Origin of the sequence: Agrobacterium pusense (genome assembly GCF_013285525.1) — a bacterium.
GTDB classification, from domain to species: Bacteria; Pseudomonadota; Alphaproteobacteria; order Rhizobiales; family Rhizobiaceae; genus Agrobacterium; species Agrobacterium pusense.
Map to the genome: position 1 here is coordinate 457,969 of NZ_CP053857.1, position 19,966 is coordinate 477,934.

The 19,966-nt window shown below is 61.2% G+C and carries 18 protein-coding genes; 2 read left to right on the plus strand and 16 right to left on the minus strand.

Annotated features, from left to right (window positions below; genetic code table 11):
* Nucleotides 1–55: 55 nt before the first annotated feature.
* Nucleotides 56–1,078, minus strand: a complete 1,023-nt coding sequence (locus HQN82_RS15715; protein ID WP_022562847.1) for a substrate-binding domain-containing protein — start codon at nucleotides 1,076–1,078, stop codon at nucleotides 56–58.
* Between the two features lie 289 nt (nucleotides 1,079–1,367).
* Between HQN82_RS15715 and HQN82_RS15720 the strand changes: the two genes are divergently transcribed.
* A complete protein-coding gene (locus HQN82_RS15720) occupies nucleotides 1,368–1,763 on the plus strand; it encodes a (R)-mandelonitrile lyase (RefSeq protein WP_022562848.1) in 396 nt (131 codons plus the stop codon).
* 86 nt (nucleotides 1,764–1,849) lie between these two features.
* On the opposite strand, the gene purU is transcribed toward HQN82_RS15720, so the two are convergent.
* From purU to HQN82_RS15745, 5 genes are read right to left on the minus strand one after another with little or no spacing between them, the layout of a single operon-like run.
* Nucleotides 1,850–2,734: a formyltetrahydrofolate deformylase gene (gene purU / locus HQN82_RS15725; RefSeq protein WP_022562849.1), complete on the minus strand. Its 885-nt coding sequence runs from the start codon at nucleotides 2,732–2,734 to the stop codon at nucleotides 1,850–1,852.
* A gap of 54 nt (nucleotides 2,735–2,788) precedes the next feature.
* Nucleotides 2,789–3,343, minus strand: coding sequence for a sarcosine oxidase subunit gamma family protein (soxG, locus tag HQN82_RS15730; protein ID WP_022562850.1), 555 nt, complete (start codon nucleotides 3,341–3,343; stop codon nucleotides 2,789–2,791).
* Nucleotides 3,344–3,356: 13 nt separating this feature from the next.
* The gene (locus tag HQN82_RS15735) at nucleotides 3,357–6,347 is read right to left on the minus strand and encodes a sarcosine oxidase subunit alpha (protein WP_064263445.1); all 2,991 of its coding nucleotides are present in this window, start codon (nucleotides 6,345–6,347) and stop codon (nucleotides 3,357–3,359) included.
* On the minus strand, nucleotides 6,344–6,664 hold the full coding sequence (locus HQN82_RS15740; RefSeq protein WP_022562852.1) for a sarcosine oxidase subunit delta: 321 nt from the start codon (nucleotides 6,662–6,664) through the stop codon (nucleotides 6,344–6,346). The genes HQN82_RS15735 and HQN82_RS15740 overlap by 4 nt, the downstream gene beginning before the upstream one ends.
* A gap of 10 nt (nucleotides 6,665–6,674) precedes the next feature.
* A complete protein-coding gene (locus tag HQN82_RS15745) occupies nucleotides 6,675–7,928 on the minus strand; it encodes a sarcosine oxidase subunit beta family protein (protein WP_022562853.1) in 1,254 nt (417 codons plus the stop codon).
* Between the two features lie 85 nt (nucleotides 7,929–8,013).
* On the opposite strand from HQN82_RS15745, the gene HQN82_RS15750 reads away from it, so the two are divergent.
* Nucleotides 8,014–9,060 (plus strand): GlxA family transcriptional regulator, encoded by a 1,047-nt coding sequence (locus HQN82_RS15750; protein ID WP_022562854.1) that lies wholly within the window; start codon nucleotides 8,014–8,016, stop codon nucleotides 9,058–9,060.
* An 87-nt stretch (nucleotides 9,061–9,147) separates the two neighbouring features.
* Here the strand turns inward: HQN82_RS15750 and HQN82_RS15755 are convergent, their stop codons facing one another.
* The 10 genes from HQN82_RS15755 to HQN82_RS15800 all read right to left on the minus strand — a co-directional run bounded on the left by HQN82_RS15755 (nucleotide 9,148) and on the right by HQN82_RS15800 (nucleotide 19,881).
* Entirely contained in the window at nucleotides 9,148–9,963 is an 816-nt protein-coding gene (locus tag HQN82_RS15755; protein WP_064263446.1) for a DUF2189 domain-containing protein, read from the minus strand.
* A gap of 185 nt (nucleotides 9,964–10,148) precedes the next feature.
* Entirely contained in the window at nucleotides 10,149–11,543 is a 1,395-nt protein-coding gene (locus HQN82_RS15760; RefSeq protein ID WP_022562856.1) for an FGGY family carbohydrate kinase, read from the minus strand.
* The gene (locus HQN82_RS15765; protein ID WP_173615197.1) at nucleotides 11,543–12,805 is read right to left on the minus strand and encodes an NAD(P)/FAD-dependent oxidoreductase; all 1,263 of its coding nucleotides are present in this window, start codon (nucleotides 12,803–12,805) and stop codon (nucleotides 11,543–11,545) included. Before HQN82_RS15765 ends, HQN82_RS15760 begins: the two co-directional genes overlap by 1 nt.
* Nucleotides 12,802–14,199, minus strand: a complete 1,398-nt coding sequence (locus tag HQN82_RS15770; RefSeq protein WP_064263541.1) for an NAD(P)/FAD-dependent oxidoreductase — start codon at nucleotides 14,197–14,199, stop codon at nucleotides 12,802–12,804. Before HQN82_RS15770 ends, HQN82_RS15765 begins: the two co-directional genes overlap by 4 nt.
* Nucleotides 14,200–14,344: 145 nt before the next feature.
* Nucleotides 14,345–15,139 carry an ABC transporter permease gene (locus HQN82_RS15775; protein WP_037091359.1) on the minus strand — a complete coding sequence of 265 codons (795 nt, stop codon included), beginning with the start codon at nucleotides 15,137–15,139 and terminating at the stop codon, nucleotides 14,345–14,347.
* A 12-nt stretch (nucleotides 15,140–15,151) separates the two neighbouring features.
* Nucleotides 15,152–16,030 carry an ABC transporter permease gene (locus HQN82_RS15780; protein ID WP_064263449.1) on the minus strand — a complete coding sequence of 293 codons (879 nt, stop codon included), beginning with the start codon at nucleotides 16,028–16,030 and terminating at the stop codon, nucleotides 15,152–15,154.
* Nucleotides 16,027–17,100 (minus strand): ABC transporter ATP-binding protein, encoded by a 1,074-nt coding sequence (locus HQN82_RS15785; protein WP_064263543.1) that lies wholly within the window; start codon nucleotides 17,098–17,100, stop codon nucleotides 16,027–16,029. Before HQN82_RS15785 ends, HQN82_RS15780 begins: the two co-directional genes overlap by 4 nt.
* A 214-nt stretch (nucleotides 17,101–17,314) precedes the next feature.
* Nucleotides 17,315–18,355 (minus strand): ABC transporter substrate-binding protein, encoded by a 1,041-nt coding sequence (locus HQN82_RS15790; protein ID WP_064263450.1) that lies wholly within the window; start codon nucleotides 18,353–18,355, stop codon nucleotides 17,315–17,317.
* A gap of 62 nt (nucleotides 18,356–18,417) precedes the next feature.
* Nucleotides 18,418–19,083, minus strand: coding sequence for an RraA family protein (locus tag HQN82_RS15795; RefSeq protein WP_006698407.1), 666 nt, complete (start codon nucleotides 19,081–19,083; stop codon nucleotides 18,418–18,420).
* Between the two features lie 15 nt (nucleotides 19,084–19,098).
* A complete protein-coding gene (locus tag HQN82_RS15800) occupies nucleotides 19,099–19,881 on the minus strand; it encodes a carbon-nitrogen hydrolase family protein (RefSeq protein WP_006698408.1) in 783 nt (260 codons plus the stop codon).
* Nucleotides 19,882–19,966: the final 85 nt, after the last annotated feature.

Genomic DNA, 19,966 nt, shown 5'->3' on the forward strand with positions numbered 1-19,966 from the left:
GTCCGCACTCGAAATTCCGGTTCGGGCCGGCGCTTCCGCCGGCCCGGGACGGGTCTTATTTAAAGAACTCGCCGGCCTGTTCCGGCGTCACGGTCGCCGTGACGGACCAGTAACCGGGCTTGCCTTCTGCAGCCTTGATATTGTCCGCAAGGTTTTCGTTGCTGACGAAGGGGATCGGAATATAGATGGCGTTGCCATAGGTGCCGCCAAAGATACCGTCCTTGAATTCCTTGCCCTGAAGCTTCAGGACAGCGACATTGAGCGCACTGGCCATCACGCCGGGCGGATTGACCGAGGCGCCGGAGTTGAATCTTTCCTTTTCCCAGCGGGTCATGAAGTCCTTGCGGATTTCACCGGTCGCAGCAATGTCCTTCGTCTTGCCGGCGGCTTCGATGGCGCGCCACGCGCCGTCGGCCATGCCGTCCTGCACCCAGACACCGCTGATGTCGGGATAAGTGGCAAGCAGGTTCTGCATGGCCTGCTGCCCCTGCGCCTGATCCCAGCTCGCATTGGCTTCGTTCAGCACCTTGATGTCAGGATATTTCTTGAACACTTCGCGATAACCGGCGACGCGGGCTTCGTTTGCCGGATTGCCCGCGATACCGTTGATGGCGACGACGCTTCCCTTGCCCTTCAGCGCATCCGCCAGCCATTGCGCCGATTGCGCGGCCCATGCCTTCTGGTCGATGCCGACATAAATCGCATCCTTGGAGGACACTTCGGCGTCGGTTGCGATAACGAGGATGTTGCGCGCCTTGGCCTGCGCGAAGATTGGATCGAAGGCGGTCGGGCTGCCGGGATTGATGAGGATCGCATCAACGCCCTGGTTCATGAAATTGCGGATATGACCGATCTGCCCCTGCACGTCGACATTGCCGCTCTGGACGACAACCTCGACCTTGACGCCCTTTTCGCCCCACGCCTTCGCGGCAGCCTGAGCTTCCTCGATCATCTGCGTGCGCCATTCGCTGCCGACGAAAGAATTGGAAAGACCGATCTTGAAACTCTGTTCCTGCGCGTGCACGGACGTGCCCGCCGCCAGCACCATCGCGGCAGCAGCCAACAAATGTCTAAACATGAAAACTTGCTCCTCCAAGCAACGGATATCGACTATGAAACCGTTTACATCAGCGAATGTAACCGTTTTCATAAGTGAGTCAATCCCGAGATTGATTTTTGTCGAGCGGTCTGAAAAGGTCCCGGAAGCGGCCGGCGCAACTCTCGGAAACACGCGAGAATGAAGCGCGTGGCGGAGACCGGCGGCAGGGCTTCACAGAATGCGGAAAGCGATGACCCCGCCCCGCCCTGTGGGCGACGGCAGGCCACGCGCTTCACGCCGGCCTGGAACATCAGTCAGGAGAATGACCATGGAAATATTGCGCGCAGGAACACGGGCATCGGCAAAAGGCCCCGCGGCCTGGTTCACGGGCACGGTCCGCATCGATCCGCTCTTCAACCCCTTCGATGCAGAGCGGGTGCAGGGCGCTCAGGTTACATTTGAACCCGGGGCGCGAACGGCATGGCACACCCATCCCCTCGGTCAGACGCTGATCGTGGTTTCCGGTCTCGGCCGGGCGCAGCGTGACGGTGGCCCGGTGGAGGAAATCCGCTCCGGTGATATCGTCTGGTTCGCACCGGGCGAGAGGCACTGGCACGGGGCCGCACCTGATGTGGCCATGACCCATATCGCGCTTCAGGAGGTCAAGGACGGCAAGGTGGTGGACTGGCTGGAACAGGTCACCGACGATGAGTATGACGGTTGACCCGGCACCGGACGAGGGCGGCTGCCGTTCAGCAGCCCGCGCCTGTTCAAGGGGATGGCGGAGCCGGGGCTACGGCAGCGCCGCGCTCAGCCCATCCGCTCCGAGACATATTCTCCCGGCGAGGCGGGGAAAACCACGGTCCTGTTGCCATTCAGGAAAACCCGGTGGTGGATATGGGCATGTATCGCGCGCGCCAACACCTGGCTCTCCACGTCGCGGCCGAGTGACACATAATCCATCGCGCTCTGTGCATGGGTTACCCGGATCGTGTCCTGCTCGATGATCGGCCCTTCATCGAGATCGGCGGTGACGTAGTGGGCGGTTGCTCCAATCAGCCGTACCCCGCGCTCATAGGCCTGCTTGTAGGGATTTGCGCCCTTGAATGATGGCAGGAAGGAATGGTGGATGTTGATGATGCGGCCCGACATTTCCTGGCACAGCCGGTCCGACAGAACCTGCATGTAACGGGCGAGAACGACGAGTTCCGCGCCAGTATCCTGCACCACCTGCAGGATTTCCGCTTCGGCTTCCGGTTTTGTCTCAGGCGTGACGCGGATATGATGAAACGGAATGTCGTCGTTCACGACCTGCTTCTGATAATCGAGATGATTGGATATCACCGCGACGATCTTCACCGGCAATGCGCCGATGCGGGAGCGATAAAGCAGATCGTTGAGGCAATGACCGAAGCGCGACACCATGATCACCACTCTGGTTTTGCGGGAAAGGTCGTGGATGTCGTATTGCATGTCGAAGTCGACGGCGACCGGACCAAAACCCTCGGCGAGAGCGTCCCGCTCCAGCCCCTGCTCCGAAACGAAGCTCAACCGCATGAAAAAACGGCCGGTTTCCTGATCGGTGAATTGCGAGCTGTCATTGATATTGCAGCCGGACAGCGCGAGATATCCGGATACGGCCGCAACGATGCCGCTGCGCGCCGGGCACGAGACTTTCATGACATAGGTGGTCAAATCCTGCTCCCCTTGGTGGATCAGCTCCTGGACGGTTGTGAAACTGCAACGCGTTCAGGCGGTTTCGGCGGCGAGCTCCCTGCAGCCGGTTTCAAGCAGATGGCCGAGATGCGACGCGAAACTGTTCCAGACATCCATGCGGAACCGGTGTTCAGCATCTCGCCAAAGCACCACGGTCACGCCGTCGAAAATCGTCCGGCGTCCCTCGCCAACGGCAATGGTGTCAATGTCCCGGGCGCAGCCCAGCGTCAGCAGTTCGGCGGCTTGCGGACCTTCGATCAACATCGTCACTTCACGGCCAGAAATGTCGACAAGGCTATGGGGATGGCCAGCATAAACGCCCGCACATGCGGCAATCGGCCGATCGATTTCGTCCATCGGCGCCACGATGGTCCACTCGTCGGGACCGAGGCGTAGAGCTTCAACGTGACCGGAAGCGGCACGGGCGCCGATCCGCTCAGGCAGGCTCAGGCCGAGGGCGGCATTGAGCGGCGCCAGATCGCCGCGCGCGCGCAGCGAAAACCGGGCTTGTGCGGCCGAGATGCTGACCCGTGCCGCTTTGCTTTCGGCAAGCACGCCGGAAACGGAGGAGGAAACGCGCATGTTCATTGTCGGCTCCGGGTCAGATTTTAAGGCGGGTGTTTTCGGGATCGACAAAGACCATCCCGGTGATTTTCGCGGCGATGGTACGGTCCAGCATCGGGATGTAGACGGTCTCGCCCATCCGCTCATGACCGCCCTCCACCAGCGCCAGCGCGATCGGCTGGCCAACGGCATCCGAATGGTAGGATGATGTAACGTGGCCGACCATTTTCATCGGGATAGGCTGTTTCGGGTCGAAGACGATCTGTGCGCCCTCTTCCAGCTTCGAGCGGTCTTCCGTCAGAAGGCCGACGAGATGGCGGCGGCCCTTGGCGACGAGATCGGGTCGCGCAAGACCCCGCTTGCCGACGAAATCGGGCTTGTTCTTGCCCACGGCCCAGCCCATTGCCGCGTCATAGGGCGTGACGGTGCCATCGGTGTCCTGACCGACGATGATGTAGCCCTTTTCCGCACGCAGCACATGCATCGTCTCGGTGCCGTAAGGCGTGATGCCATATTGCTGACCGGATTCCCACAGGATTTCCCAGAGCTTGCGACCGAGCGGTGCAGGCACATTGACCTCGAAGCCGATCTCGCCGGTGAAGCTGACCCGGAACAGCCGCGCCGGCATGCCGGCCACGGTGCATTCCGCGCAGGACATATGCGGGAAGGCCTCTTCCGTGAGCTCCACACCTTCCACCAGCGGCGCGAGCAGCTTCGCCGCATTTGGCCCGTTCAGCGCAATGGTCGACCATTGCTCCGTGGTCGAGGTCAGCCAGACATTGAGATCGGGCCATTCCGTCTGGAGGTAATCCTCCATCATGTTCAGCACCCGGGCGGCACCGCCAGTCGTGGTGGTGACGTGGAAACGGTCGTCGGTCATGCGGCCGATAACGCCATCGTCGCGGATGAAACCGTCATCGCCGAGCAGCAGGCCATAACGGCAGCGACCGGCAGCCAGCTTTGTCCAGGGATTGGTATACATGCGGTTCATGAACTCGACCGCATCGGGACCGACAACCTCGATCTTGCCGAGCGTCGAGGCATCAAAAATACCCACACTCTGGCGCACCGCCCGGCATTCGCGGCGAACGGCGGCATCCATGTCCTCGCCCGGCTTTGGAAAATACCAGGCGCGACGCCATTGCCCGACCGGCTCGTAGACCGCGCCATGGGCCTCGGACCAGCTGTCGATCTGCGTCTTGCGCGTCACTTCGAAATGCGCGCCGCGGTGATAACCGGCGAAGGCCCCAAAGGTTGTCGGCGTATAGGGCGGACGGAAGGTGGTGAGCCCCACTTCCGGCTGGCGTTTGCCCAGAGCTTCCGCAGCGATGTTGAGGCCGTTGATGTTGGACATCTTGCCTTGATCGGTGGCCATGCCATTGGTGGTGTAGCGTTTGACATGCTCGATGGAGCGCATGCCCTCGCGCACGGCAAGCCGCAGATCCTTGGCGGTCACATCATTCTGGTAATCGACGAAAGCCTTTGCCTTGCCGGCATCGCGGTCGCTCGGCAGTTCCGTGTGGGATACACCGCTGCCAATGCGGTCATGATCGACGGCATGACTGGAAACATTGGCGGTCTTGCCAAGGGCTGCAACGACTTCACGCCCCCGTTCCGCACCGTCCTTCAGTGCGGCCTCGATGCCCCAGAGCCCGCGACCGGCGCCTGCAATCACACAATCCTCATTGGTGAGCGCTGGCAGGAAGGTCGTCCGCTCGTCATCCCAGGCGATCTTACCCTGTGTGTGGGAGAAGAGATGCAGCGACGGCGTCCAGCCGCCCGACATCAGCACGGCATCGCAGGCAATGTCCTGACCTGCGCCGACCGTGGAACCATTCACCGGATTGACGTGAACCGATTTGACGCGCAACCGCCCCGACGTCGCCGTGACCGTATGTGAGAGCTTGACCGGAATGCCGAGCGCACGCGCCTCGTTTACCAGCTCCTCGCGCACCTTGGCGCGGGTATCGACGATGGCCTGAACAGGTGCGCCAGCACCGTGAAGATCGAAAGCGGCATACCAGGCGCTGTCATGGCTCGTCACCACCACTGGCCGGTTACCGACCTTGACGCCATAGCGGTTGAGATAGGTCTGGGCGGAACCTGCGAGCATCACGCCCGGCCGGTCATTGCCGTGGAAAACCAGCGGCTTTTCCAGTGCGCCCTGCGCCAGCACCACCTGCCGGGCTCTTACCCGCCAGAGGCGTTCGCGCGGCACATCCTTCGGTACGGTTTCGAGATGGTCGGTCAGCTTTTCGCAAAGGCCGATCATGTTCTGGTGGTAATAGGCAATCGCCGTGGTACGCGTCATCACCTTGACGCCCCGATCCTTCAGCGCCTCCACTTCGTCAGCAAGCCAGACCCAAGCGGGCTTGCCATCAATCTTCGCCTGCGGTTCCGAGAGCAGCGTGCCGCCGGCTTCGGCATTTTCATCGACCAGCACGACCTTGAGACCCTCGACCGCCGCCGCGCGCGCGGCTGCGAGACCGGCGGGACCGGCACCGACAATCAGCACATCGCAATGCAGGTTGCGCGAGGCATAGGTGTCAGGATCTTCTTCCGTCGGCGAAACGCCGAGACCCGCGGCCGCGCGGATGAAGGGCTCATAGACCTTGTTCCAGAAGCTCTTCGGCCACATAAAGGTCTTGTAGTAAAAACCGGCCGAAAACAGCATATAGGCCATGTCGTTGACAGCGCCGATATCGAATTTCAGGCTCGGATATTTGTTCTGCGAGGTGGTTTCCAGCCCGTCCCAGATTTCCTGCACCGTGGCGCGGGTATTCGGCTCGAACCGGCCGGCGCTACGGCGGGTGCCGATCAGCGCATTCGGCTCCTCGGAACCCGCCGCCACCGGGCCGCGCGGGCGGTGGTATTTGAACGAGCGGCCCATGAGATGCACGCCATTGGCGAGAAGCGCGGAGGCGACGGTATCGCCCTTGACGCCGCGATAGGTCTTGCCGTCGAAGGTGAAGCTGACCGAACGGGAAGCATCCACCCGGCCCCGGCCGGAAACGCGATAGGAGTTCATTTCGACACCTCGGAGCTTGCGGTCAAGCGTGTCAGGGAGGATAGTTCAGGGCGCGGCTCACCCGCACGATAGGTCGTCAGGAAACGGTCGCTCACCGTGTCGCGCACGGCGTTGAAGAAGCGGCCGCAGCCATGCAGGTGCCGCCAGCGTTCGAAATGCGGACCTTTGACGTTTTCGCGGATGAACAGGAATTCTTCCCATTGCTCATCTGTCTGCGACGACGGGTCGGCGGCGCGAACGACATGGGCCTGCCCGGCATAGGTGAATTCGGCTTCGGGCAGCGTTTCGTTGCAATAGGGGCAGCGGATCAAAAGCATCGTTATGTCCTCAGTGCGCCACGGCAGCGGCAGCGGCCTCGTCGATCAGGCGGCCGGATCGGAAGCGTTCCAGCGTGAACGGCGCGTTGATCGGGTGCGGTTCGTTTTTGGCGATGGTCCAGGCGAAGGTGTGGGCAGCACCCGGCGTGGCCTTGAACCCGCCAGTACCCCAGCCGCAATTCACATAAAGACCGGCAACGGGGGTCTTGCCGAGGATGGCCGAGCGATCCGGCGTGACATCAACGATACCGCCCCATTTGCGCAGCATCCGCATGCGGTTGAAGATCGGGAAGATTTCGACGATGGCCGCGATCGTATGCTCGATCAACGGCAGGCCACCGCGCTGCGAATAGGATGTATACTGGTCCGTGCCCGAACCGATCACCAGCTCGCCCTTGTCCGACTGGCTGATATAGGCGTGCACGGCGTTCGACATGACAACACAGGGGAAAATCGGCTTGATCGGCTCCGATACCAGCGCCTGCAGCGGATAGCTTTCGAGCGGCAGGCGGACACCGGCCGTATCCATGACGACAGAGGTGTGGCCGGCGGCCGAAACTGCAACCTTCTTCGCCTTGATGAAGCCCCTCGCCGTCTCGACACCGGCAACGGAACCGTCGGCGTTGCGGCGAATAGCGGTGACCGGGCAGTTCTGGATGATATCCACACCGCGCGCGGCAGCACCGCGCGCATAACCCCAGGCGACCGCATCGTGGCGCGCCGTGCCCGCACGCTCCTGCAATGCGCCGCCCATGACAGGGTAACGGGCGTCAGGCGAAAGGCTTAAGGGCGGGCAATATTCCTTGCATTCCTCAGGCGTGAGCCAGCGATTGTCGACACCGTTCAGGCGATTGGAATGGATATGACGCTTGAAGCTCTGCACGTCGTGCACATTATGGGCCAGCATCAGCACGCCGCGCCGCGAATACATGACGTTGTAGTTCAGTTCCTGGCTGAGATTTTCCCAGAGATCGACGGCGTGATCGTAAAGACGGGCGCTTTCGTCATAGAGATAGTTGGAGCGGATGATCGTGGTGTTACGGCCGGTATTGCCGCCGCCAAGCCAGCCCTTGTCGATAACCGCAACATTGGTGATGCCATGCTGGCTGGCCAGATAATAGGCCGCCCCAAGCCCATGGCCGCCGGCACCGACGATGATCACGTCATATTCGGCCTTCGGCTGGCTGTCGGGCCATTGTTCTTCCCAGTTTTTATTGCCCGTCAGGGCATTCTTCAAAAGACTGAAAGCATTAAAACGCGTCATGATCGGACCCGACGGTTGGAAAATCTGTTGTCGTAAAAGCTAGGATCATTTGCCATCGCCCGGCTGGACAATCGCGTCTGTTTGCATGAATATTTGCGTCATGAAATCGCACGTCGCCAAAAAACGCCTTAGCGTCGCCTTCCTGCTTGCCGACCGCTTCACGCTGTCAGCCTTTGCGAATTTCGTCGACGTGTTGCGCCTTGCCGCCGATGAGGCGGACCGCTCCCGACCCATCCTCTGCGAATGGTCGGTGCTCTCCGCAACGCTCGGCAGCGTGCAGTCGAGCTGCGGCGTGAAAGTGCAGCCGGATACGCGGCTGAGCGATGCCGGTCACTACGACTACATCGTCGTGGTCGGCGGATTGATCAGCGATCATAGCGCCCTGCCGCCGGAAGCACTGCGCTTCCTGAAAGACCGCGCAACGGCAGGCGTTCCGATTGTTGGCCTCTGCACCGGCGTCTTCATCCTCCACGAAGCGGGGCTGCTCGATGGCTATCGCTGTTGCGTAAGCTGGTTCCACCACCAGGATTTTCTCGACCGTTTCGATACGGTTCAGATGATCTCCGACCAGATCTTCGTCATCGACCGCGACCGGCTGACCTGTTCGGGCGGCCATGGTGCCGCGCATCTGGCGGCTTTCCTCGTCGAGCGCCATGTCGGCCAATCCGCCGCCATCAAGAGCCTAAACATCATGATGATCGACAGCGCGCTGAGCGGTGAGAAACCCCAGCCGGGCCAGCAGAGCACACGTAAGGCCAGCGATCCCCTTGTCAAAAAAGCGATCCTGCGGATGCAGCAGAATATCGAGGTTCCCAAGACCGTGCTGGAACTGGCAAGCGACCTCGGCCTTGGCCGCCGCAGCCTCGAGCGGCGTTTCCTCAATGATCTGAAGGCCACACCATCCAAGGTCTATCTGGAGCTCCGTCTCGACCGGGCGCTCTCGCTCCTGCGCACCACGCACGACCCCATCACCCAGATCTCGCTTGCCACCGGCTTTTGCGACGCACCCCATCTTTCCCGTACGCTTCGAACCGAGCGCGGTTTTACGCCCAGCGAATACCGCAAGACGCAGGCCGGCCACACGGCAACTGAGGAAGAATTTGCCGTTGGCGTGCTGCTTCCAAAATCCTGAATGTGGTGCGCCGATCTCACGAACCGCCGCTTTCGAAGGTTGCCCGTCATTGCCGCAAGAACGGCACGACAGGGTTACTTGATAAATTCAAGACACACGGCTGGAATAATCGGGGACGATCATTTTCCGATAAAGGTGCCAAGTAGAATGGCCGAGAACGGGCACGACAACCGCTAAACCGACGAATGCCGGGATCGTCCCGAGAACGAGCAGCGCAGCGACAATCAAGCCCCATAGCGCCACCGGAACCGGGTTGACAAGCGTGGCACGGATGCTTGCATCCACCGCCGCGACCGCGCCGACATCCCGATCAAGCAGCAGAGGAAACGTCACCACCGTTGTCGCCAGCACGATGACGGCAAAAACGAAACCAGCCAGATTGCCCCAGATGACGAGAGAGAGCCCCTGCGGCGTTATCAATACATCGGAGAGAAAGGCGGAGAGCGAAACCGGAGCGGCCGCCTCGAAATTCACGGTGTAGATGTGCTGCGCAACAATCAGCCAGACAGCGAAAAGCGCAAGCAGCATGACGGCGACCGCGATGATCGACGGCAGTGCCGGAGAGTGACGAACCTCCAGCGCGTGCCGCCACGAACTATCCAACCCCTGTTCGCGCCTTCGACTGATTTCATAGAGGCCGATCGCCGCGACTGGGCCAATCAGTGCAAAACCCGACATCAGGGGATAGATCAGCGGCAGCATATTAGCGCCGGCACTCCACATCACCATGAAAACACCGGCGATCGGATACATGAGACAGAGAAAAAAATAATGGGACGGCTTTTCCTTAAAGTCCTCCAGTCCCAGCCTTAACGCGTCGGCTATATCTGCAATACCAATCTTGCGGACTTCCGGGCGGGCAAATTCGCCACTCGCACCGGCCATGACATGGAATGCCGTCATAGCACTTCTCCTCCTGCGCCATGATCCGGCTTGCAGTATGGGAACGCCCGGCGACTTTCACCCGTGCGTCAAACAGCAACCGGCCGACTTGTAATTTATCAAATTTCGTCGCCTTTGTCGCCTGTTCAATCCACCCACTGCTCCCTCTACGCCAAGGGAAGCGTGACAGCGGTTGCCAAGGCGCCTTATCGCCCCCAGCAGCGGGCATTGTCTATGGCGCGTGCGAACCGGGCGTGATCTTCGGCGCCGACCGATCCATCGGGCGCGAATATCTCGGTCTCGCGCCGCATGGCGGCGACATCAATGCCGCACAGTTCGGCCAGCCCTAGCGCCGTCAACTCGCGCATGGCCGGCACGCAAATGGTCCGGCCGCTGGCTGCTGCCAGAAAGCGGACAAAATAGCGGCTGTTCGACAGGCCGCCATCGATGGAGATCGTGTCGCCTATGGGAGCAACAGCCGATGCAGCTTCGATCAGCCGCGCCGTCAGCAGGGCAATACCTTCCAGCACCGCGCGCACCATGTCACTCCGCTCGGTGGCGTGGTTCATACCAATGAACAGCGGCACCGCGTGTCTGTCCCAATAAGGCGCGGCAAGGCCCGAAAACGCGGGTACGAACGCGAGACCACGGCGAATGGCCGATGGCCCCTCAAACCAATCGAGTTCGGCATTTTCAGCGTAGAGGCCAATCTTTTTCGCCCATTCGACCGCCGCGCCGGCATCATAGACGCCGCCTTCAATGGCGAAAACGGCGGGCGCGCCCTGCATCTGCCAGGCAATTGTTGGCAGAAGCTCTCCCGTCGATGGGCGCCCGTTACCGGCAACGGACAACAGAAACGCCCCCGTTCCGAAAGTTATCTTGCAATCGCCTGCCGTGCGGCAGCCGTGGCCATAAAGTGCGGCCTGCTGATCAACGATGGAAACGCGGATGGGCGTTCCCTCGATCGAACCGAAACCGCCGTCGACAGGGCCGACCTTGGGCAGGCAATCCATCGTCACGCCATGCAGCGCGCAGAGCTCCGGACTCCAGTCTCCGGTTGAAAGATCCAGCAGCCCCGTGCGCGACGCCGTCGCAAGGTCGGTGCGGAAACTGCTCGTCAGCCGGTCCAGAAAGAACGCGTCGGTGGTGCCCAGCCGCAAACGCCCGGCTGCCTTCGCCTCTGCCACTGCCGGATTGTGCCTGACCAGCCAGGCCAGTTTGCTGGCCGAAAAATACGGATCAAGCGGCAGCCCGCAAATCTCTTTCGAAAGATGTGTTGCCGAGGGCGGCAGGGCGGCCAGCGTTTGGGCGGTGCGGGCATCCTGCCAGACGATGACCGGCGACAGCGCCTCACCGCTGACGGCATCCCACGCCAGACAACTTTCGCCCTGATTGGCGATGGCGATGGCGTCCACCGGCCCGGCGGCGGCGAGCACCGCGCGGATATTAACAAGCAGTTCTTCCGGATCATGCTCAACATGATTGGCGGCGGGGTAAAATTGTGTGTGACGCCGGCTGGCCACAACCTCCGCCGTGCCGCCATCGATCACCACAAGGCACCGGGTTGACGTCGTCCCCTGGTCGATCGCCGCAATGCGCATCAACTGGTCTCCTGAAAATGAAAGGAAATCTGAGCCGCTTCAAACGCCGCAGCGGGAATGGGCACAAGCACACGGCGTTCAGGGAACCACTGGCCGGTCTTGCTCCACACTTTCTTTCCATCGAGACGAAGCGAAAGCATGCCTCGAACGCGTCTGGTGAAACGAAGCTGGAAGTCGCGAAAAGCCGGTCGTTCAAGCCCGCCAGGCCGCAGCATGGCGGGGACTACCAGCTTGAGCGGTTCAGCGAACGTGACGAGAACGCCCGGCGCGCTGCAGGGTGCCCGGGCGAGATCGTCGGCCACCGCCACGCCAACCCGACGGCCTTCGCGAAACGCCCAGCCGCCCGTTTCCACGGCCCGCAAGACATTTCCGCCGGCGAAGAAGATCGGATTGGCCATTCGCCCGTCCTGGTCGATCAACGGCCCGGCACTGCCTGCCGCCACCTCCACCGGGGATGCATCGAGAAGCGCCGCCTCCGGCGTGAACCGCCCGGTGAGCAGAACACCATCGCATTGAACTGTCAGGATACGACCATCCACCAGACGGATATCCGCCTCCTCGACCCGGCCGCGTCCGCGGATATCCGTGAGTGCGGCGCCACAATGAAAGGGCACCCCAACAACCGGCGGGAAGCATCGAAAAGGCCACCGCGCGAGTGGATAAGGCTCCGGCTCGATCATCGCTACCGGCCGGGCATGATGCGTTAGGCAGGTCAAAAGCGCAGAAAAGGAAACCAGTTCCGAACCGACGATCAGCGGCCGGCGAAATGGCATGATGCCGTGAAAGGCGACATAGGCTTGCAGCGTGCCGGTAGTGAGGACGCCCACCGGCCTGTCACCGGGCAGAAGCCGCGCGGAGCGTGGTTTTTCCCGCGCGCCCGTGGCCAGCACGATACGCCGGGCCTTCAGTGTCTCGACGCCGCGTGCCGATGTCACCAGCAGCGTCCCATCCTGCCCCAGTTCGACGACGGAATGACCGGTGCGGATATCGATACCCGCTTCCTGCGCCTGCCACTGCAGGCGTTGCGCATAAGCCGGGCCGAAATAGACACGTCCGAATTCGCGCATGCCAAAGGGAGAATGCACGCAATGCCGGGTCGCGCCGCCAAGAGCGGGTTCACGGTCGAGGATCATCACGGGGGCAATACCGCGCGCTTTCAGTTCCAGCGCCGCAGCCACGCCCGCCGGACCGCCGCCGACCACGATGACATCTGCATTCTCAAGGTTTTGATGCACGCGCTGAAACGGCTCCCCGGCGCTCATAGGTCCGCTCCCTCGCGGACGGAAAGCGGCGTTGCCAGACGGTCGCCGCTCATCGCGGCCAACCGCGCGTTACAATAAAAGCCCTGACAGCGCCCCATGCCGGCGCGGGTACGCCGCCGCAAGCCTCCGAAATCGCCGGGTGGCACCGCGCTCAAAAATGTCGCCTCGATTTCCCGGCGGGTGACGAGTTCGCAATGACAGACGATTTCGCCGTGATCGGCACGCTGCCAGTCCCGCCCGCAGGTTTCGGTCAGATTGGGCATCGTCACTTCAGGGATTGAGGATGGCGGGTTAAAACGCGTACCGAAACCTTCGTGAAGCCTCAGCGCATGCTGCGCCAGTCCGAGCGCGGCACTGAGGCCCGTGGAGCGAATGCCGCCGAGCGTGATCGCCCGCCGGTCTGGCCGGGTGGAAATACGGTAGTGCTTCTTTTCAGAGGCCGGGCGCAGGCCGGCATAAACAGCGGTCACGGAAACGGAGGCCAGCGCGGGAACGATCTCCGCACCGCGTTCCAGCAGTCCTTCCAGCGTCGCCGTCTCGACCGTCGCGCGTTCGCGATCTTCCTGCTCTTCCGCCGTCGGACCGACAAGAACGTTGCCGAAGGCGGTCGGGCACACCACGATGCCCTTGGTAATTTCGGTCGGAACGGGCAGAACAATGCGCGGCACATGCCGGCGGGCAGCCTTATCAAGCACCACGAACTGCCCCTTGCGGGGCTTGATGGTGAAGTCGGGCGGAAATCCCAGACGTGCGTCGATGATATCTCCGAACAGCCCGGCGGCATTGACGACGCTGGCGGCAAATAGAGTGCCTGCCGTCGTCTCTATCTGCCACACGCCGTCGAATGCACCGGACAGGACCTCCGCGTTGCGCAGCAGCTGGGCACCCAGCGCCACCGCCTGCGTGAGATAGCCGAGCGGCGCGGACCAGGGATCGATGATATGTTCGCCCGGAACGTCAAGTGCGGCGACAAGGCGGCCGGACAGGCCCGGCATGGCTTCACGGGCCTTTTCGGCCGTGCGTAACTCAAGCCCGGCAATGCCATTGCGCCGCCCCTGTTCGGCGATCGCCTGCAGTTTTTCCGCTTCGCCCGGGTTCCAGGCGCAGACCAGTGCGCCCGTTTCGACGATGCTGAGGCCCATCCGGCCATGAATGGAGAGATATTCCGCCCGGCCTGCCTTCACCAGTTCCAGCTCCAGGCTGCCTTCCGGCGCATCGAAACCGGTATGGAGGATGGCGCTATTGGCCTTGGAGGCGCCGGACAGGATGTCGGGGCCTTTTTCGATCACCACCACCTTCGCACCGGAAAGTGCGAAACGGCGGGCGACCGCGCAACCGACGACACCGGCGCCAATGACGGCGACATCAAATTCCGTGGAGGGGGTCTCGGCCATGGGCTTACCTTTGCCTTCGTCGTTCAAAGCGAGATCAACAGGCGTGACGAGTCGCACCGATGCAGCAGCGGTGTTGATAAACGGGAATGAAATCTTCGCTTTTGCCAATCAGGGGCAGCCGGCACCGGCCGGCGACCCCGCAACTTTATTTCACAAAAGTCTTTGTCAGGCCCGCCGTGCGGTCAACGATGAAGACGACGGCAAGTGTGAGCACGATCAAGAGAACGGAAATGGCCGCAACAAGCGGATCCGCCTGGGTCTCCACATGCTGATACATGGCGACCGGAAGCGTGGTGATGCGCGGACCCGTGAGAAACAGCGAAATCACGGCTTCATCGAACGACACCAAAAAGGAAAGCGCCGCCGTCGCCACGACACCCGGCGCAATCATCGGCATGGTCACGCGGCGGAAAACCGTGAGCGGCGATGCGCCCAGGGTGGAGGCGGCCTCTTCGAAGATCAGCGGCAGGCCGGCAAGCGAGGTGGTAAGCACACGCAGCGCATAAGGCAGCACGATGATGAGATGCGCGATCACCAGACCGGTGAAGGTGCCGAGCAGACCGGCACCGGCAAAGACGATGAGGATCGCAAGGCCGAGAACGATTGTCGGCAGCAGCAGCGGCGCGGTGAAGAAGGCGAGAAGCGCGTCCGCGCCGATGACCCGCATGCGAACGATGGCATACGAGGCCGGCAGGGCGATCAGCATGGACAGCACGGTGACGATGATGGCGAGAAGGGTGCTGGTGCCCAGCGCTCCCATCATCTTCGAATTATGCATGAGATCCACATACCAGCGCAGGCTCCAGCCCGAAGGCGGGAAAGCCATGTAGCTATCGGCCGAAAACGAGATCGGCACCACGAGCACCACGGGCGCCAGCAGAAAAAGGAACATGATGAAGGCGACGATTTTCAGCGCCAGTGGAACGGGACGTTCTTCCATCTTCGATCTCCCCTAAAGAATGGCCCGCAGAAGCCGGGAATAAAGCACCAGAGCTGCACCGAAGATCACGAGAATGATCATCGACAACGTCGCAGCGAGCGGCCAGTTGAGCGTCACGATGGCCTGATCGTAAATTTCCGTCGCCAGAAGGAAGACACGCCCGCCGCCAAGCAGCTTGGGGGTGATGAACGAACTGACGGCGAGGACAAAAGAGAGCAGGCAACCGAGCGCGACACCAGGCATGGTGAGCGGCACGATGATGCGCCAGAACACCTTCCAGGGCGATGCGCCGAGTGTTTCGGCCGCCTCCTCGACACGCGGATCGAGCCTGCCAAAACCGGCAAGCAGCGCCAGGATCATATAGGGCATCAAGATTTCGGTGAGACCGATGACAACGCCGACCTTGTTGAACAGCAGCCGCACACCGCTTTCCGCACCGAATGCGAAGAGGATATTGTTGATGAGGCCGTCATCGGCAAGGATCGCGATCCAGCCATAGGTACGCACCACGGCCGAGGTCAAAAGCGGCGAGATGACCAGTACCAGCAGCAGCGTCTTCCAGCGACCCTGCGCCCGGTGAAGATAGAGCGCGATGGGATAGGAAGCGATGAGCGTGAGGACGGTGATCAAGAGGCTGGTCAGAATGCTCTCGCCGATCAGTTCGATATAAAAACCGTCGGTCAGCGTCGATGTCCAGTTGTCGAGTGTGTGGGCTTCGCCAAGACCGCCGCCGCCGATGCTTTCGCGGAAAGAAAGCAGGAGCAGGTTGAAGACCGGCATCACAAAGGCAAGGCCGTTGACCGCAATGATCGGCCCGAGAAGAAGCGTTGCGAGAAACACCATGGAGGATGTACGGCTGCCGGGAGCCGTGATCATGACCGCCGCTGTCATTGGTTTGCTCCGAAGACCAGCGTGTCCTCCACGCGCCAGACGAGGCTGACCGCGCTGCCCGCCGCCACCGGCGTTTCGCCGCCTGATGTGGCACGCTCTACGGACAGCGTCTGGCCGCCCGCGGCGATCTCGTAATGGAGGATGTCACCGGCATAATAGACATCGCGGACTTCACCGGTGATACGATTGACCGGTGCTCCCTCGAAATCGGGCGCGACGTCACCGGCCACCGTCATGGCCATGCGATGCGGCCGGACCATAAGGTCGATCTTGCCGTTGTGCGAACCGGGCGCCCGCAATACCGCATCACCGACCGTGATGTGATCGCCGACCGCGTTTCCGACCAGGCGGTTGGTGCGGCCGACGAAAGAGGCGACGAATGCCGTCGCCGGGCGCTCGTAGAGGTCGTGCGGCGTGCCGAGCTGTTCCAGACGCCCGCCATTGAGAACGGCGACCTTGTCGCACATGCTGAGCGCCTCCACCTGATCATGGGTGACGAAGATCGAAGTGATGCCGAGCTGTTTCTGGATACGGCGTATTTCAGAGCGCATCTCGTCGCGCAGCTTGGCGTCGAGATTGGAAAGAGGCTCGTCGAACAGGAGAATGGAGGGCTGGATGACGAGAGCACGTGCCAGTGCGACACGCTGCTGCTGGCCGCCGGAAAGCTGGGCCGGTCGGCGGTCCTCGCGCCCTTCCAGACGCACCATGGCGATTGCCTCACGGGCACGCCGTTCCGCTTCCGCAGCCGGCACCTTGCGCATTTCAAGACCGAACATGACGTTCTTGAGAACCGTCATATGCGGGAACAGCGCATAGCTCTGAAAAACAAGGCCAATATCACGCTTGTAGGGCGCAAGCCGGGTTACGTCCTTGCCATCGATCAGGATCGAACCCGACGTCACCGGGGCAAGCCCGGCAATCATGCGCAGCGACGTCGACTTGCCGCAGCCGGACGGACCGAGAAAGGCGACCAGTTCGCCCTTGGGTATCTCGAGATTGAGATTATCCACGGCGACCATGGTTTCATAGCGCTTGGTCAGCGAACGAATTGAGAGAAATCCTGGCTGCATGATGTCTGAAGTTCCCATTCTGGCTTTTTGCCTTTCTCCAGAGCATGTCAGACACTTGGCGTCTTGAACATGTCCTGTCCCTTGCGCGCCGACCCACCTCGGCACCGATCCGAGCGTCGATGGGGAAGATGAGCCGAAAGGTTTGGTATGCTGCTTCCGCAGCCGACAAGGGGTGCGGAAGTCTTGCCATTGCTCGCGCCAGGCGCGAAAAGCCTCAGCGGCTGAGCGGAATGACCTTGCGACGCCAGTCCTGCGTGATCTGGTCACGAACCTTCGAGAGGCCGATCCAGTCAACCGGAATGACCTTGTCCATCGCCTTGACGACCGTGCGATCGCTGACATCGGCAGCCACCGTGGCCTTGGCATTGGTCGGCGCATAATACATGGCGGCGGTGAAGGCGGCCTGGGCTTCCGGGCTCAATGCATAATCGACGAACTTGCGGGCCGCCTCGGACGAAGGGCCTCCTTTGACGAGGTTGAGCGTATTGATCTGGAGGATCGTACCTTCCTTCGGAAGAACGACCTTCATCTTACCCTTGGAACCATCGGCGTTCACCTGGCTGCGGGCGTTCCAGCCCACGCCCAGCGATACCTGGCCATTGACGACATTCGGATAGACTTCCGGTTTCGGTTCCCAGGTCTGAACGTTCGGCGCCACTTCCGCCATGGCCTTGATGCCGGCATCGATGTTCTTGATGAAATCAGTGCCGCCATTCATGTGATCCATGATGATCGTGGTGCCGATGCCGACGATGTCAGGGGCGCTCAGCATGGCGACCTTGCCCTTGAATGCGCTGTCCTTCAGGGCATTCCAGCTATCCGGGGCGGTCTTGACCGCATCGGTATTGTAGATGAGAACCAGATTGTCGAAAGTCACGCCAACACCGGCCACACCTTCGAAGCGGGCGTTCGGATAAAGGTCGGCGACATTCTTCGTCACGCTTTCATCGATCTTGTCAAACAGGCCTTCATCCGTGCCGGTTTTGGCAACAGAGACATCCATCAGCGCGATATCGGATTGTGGAGCAGCTTTCTGGGCGCGCAGCGCGCCGAGCATGGCGGCAGAACCCTGCTGCGGGAAATATTCGACCTTGATGTCAGGGTTGGCGGCCATGAAAGGCTCGATGACGGCCTTCGTGTAACGCTCCTGGAAAAGGCCGCTATAGCCGAGGAACGTCACGGTCTGCTGGGCCTGCGCCGGCAGGGCAGCCGCACCGAGCATGAGAATCCCACTCAGAAGTATCGTTTTCTTCATTGTCCTGTTCTCCTCTATTGTTATTGGGAGTGGCGAACGGATCCGCCACCCGTAAGCCTGTGTCAGGCGCTGAGCTTGGCCTGGACGAATTTGTTGGCGCCCGAAATATCCGGCAGCTTCTCGCCGTTGCGCAGGCGCTCCAGAAGCACGATCTCGGCTTCCTGCATGCCGATGGCGCGCTCCGCCATGGCGCGAGCCTGGCTCGGATGAAGGGCGACCACGCCGCTCTCATCGCACAGGATCGCATCACCCGGATTGATCACCTGGCCGCCAACGCTGATCGGAATATTGATCGCGCCTTCCAGACCGAGGATCTTCGTGGTGATCGGCGACGGGCCGCGGCACCACATGGGCATGTCCACCTTGGTGAACTCCGAAAAATCGGTCGCCGGACCATCGACGACACCGGCTTTGACACCGGCCATCTTCATGGTGTTGGTGATGACGCCGCCCCAGCAGGCGTGGCGGGTATCACCGCAACGGTCGATGAGAACGATATCGCCCGGACGCACGAGTTGCGTCAGGTAGTGCAGCATGGTCGAATCCGCATTCGGGATGCGAAGCGTGACGGCGGTGCCCGCCACGCGCTTGCCCGGAAGGACCGCCCGGATTTCAGGATCGACGAAACCGGAATGGAGCACATGGCCGATCGTGGCCACTTCGACCTTTTCAAGAAGTTCGATGATGTCGGGGCCGATCTGTTCCGGCATGGGGTTGACGATAAACATTGGGTCTTTCTCCGATCAGAGAACGTGGTGGTTCGCCACCGGCACGTTGGCGCGCACCTTGGCCGAATAGTCGAAGTCGAGAGCAGCGCCGGCTGTCCCGACAGTGTCGGAGCATTGCGCGACGATGTGACCCCACGGATCGATGACCATGGAATGTCCCCAGCAGGCTTTCTTTCCACCCGCATGGGTGCCGATCTGTCCGACGGCAAGGAAATAGGTCTGCGTCTCGACGGCGCGGGCGCGGGCCAGCACTTCCCAATGGTCCTTCCCCGTCATCAGCGTGAATGCAGCCGGCAGAACGATGACGTCCGCGCCCTTGTCCCGCAGCGCACGAAACAGTTCCGGGAAGCGGATATCGTAGCAGATGCCGCAACCGACCGTCTTGTCGCCAACCTTATAGGTTACGACCTCTTCGCCGCGGGCGACGGAATCGGATTCGCGGTAGCTGATGCCGTTCGGCGTATCGACGTCGAACAGGTGAATCTTGCGATAACGGGCGATCTGCTTGCCATCAGGGCCGAAAACGAGGGTCGAATTATAGAAGCGGTTGCCTTCCTTCTCGACGATGGAGCCGGCATGGAGCGTTATGGCATGCTTCTTCGCGAGCCCCGAAAGCAGCGTATAGATTTCACCGCCAGGAAATTCCTCGCCGCTTTCATGCATCTCCCGAGGATTATCTCCAAGAAATGCGAAGTATTCAGGAAGAACAACAAGGTCAGGATTGTCCGCCTTGACTGCCTTCTCAATCAAATCGGCAGCAACCTTCAGGTTCTCTGCCTTGTCATTCTGGGTATTCATTTGAACAAGTGAGACTTTCACGTTGCTCTCCTCTCATGTTGCGAGGAGAATTAAGAACGGGAACTGTTTTCGTGACAAACGGAAA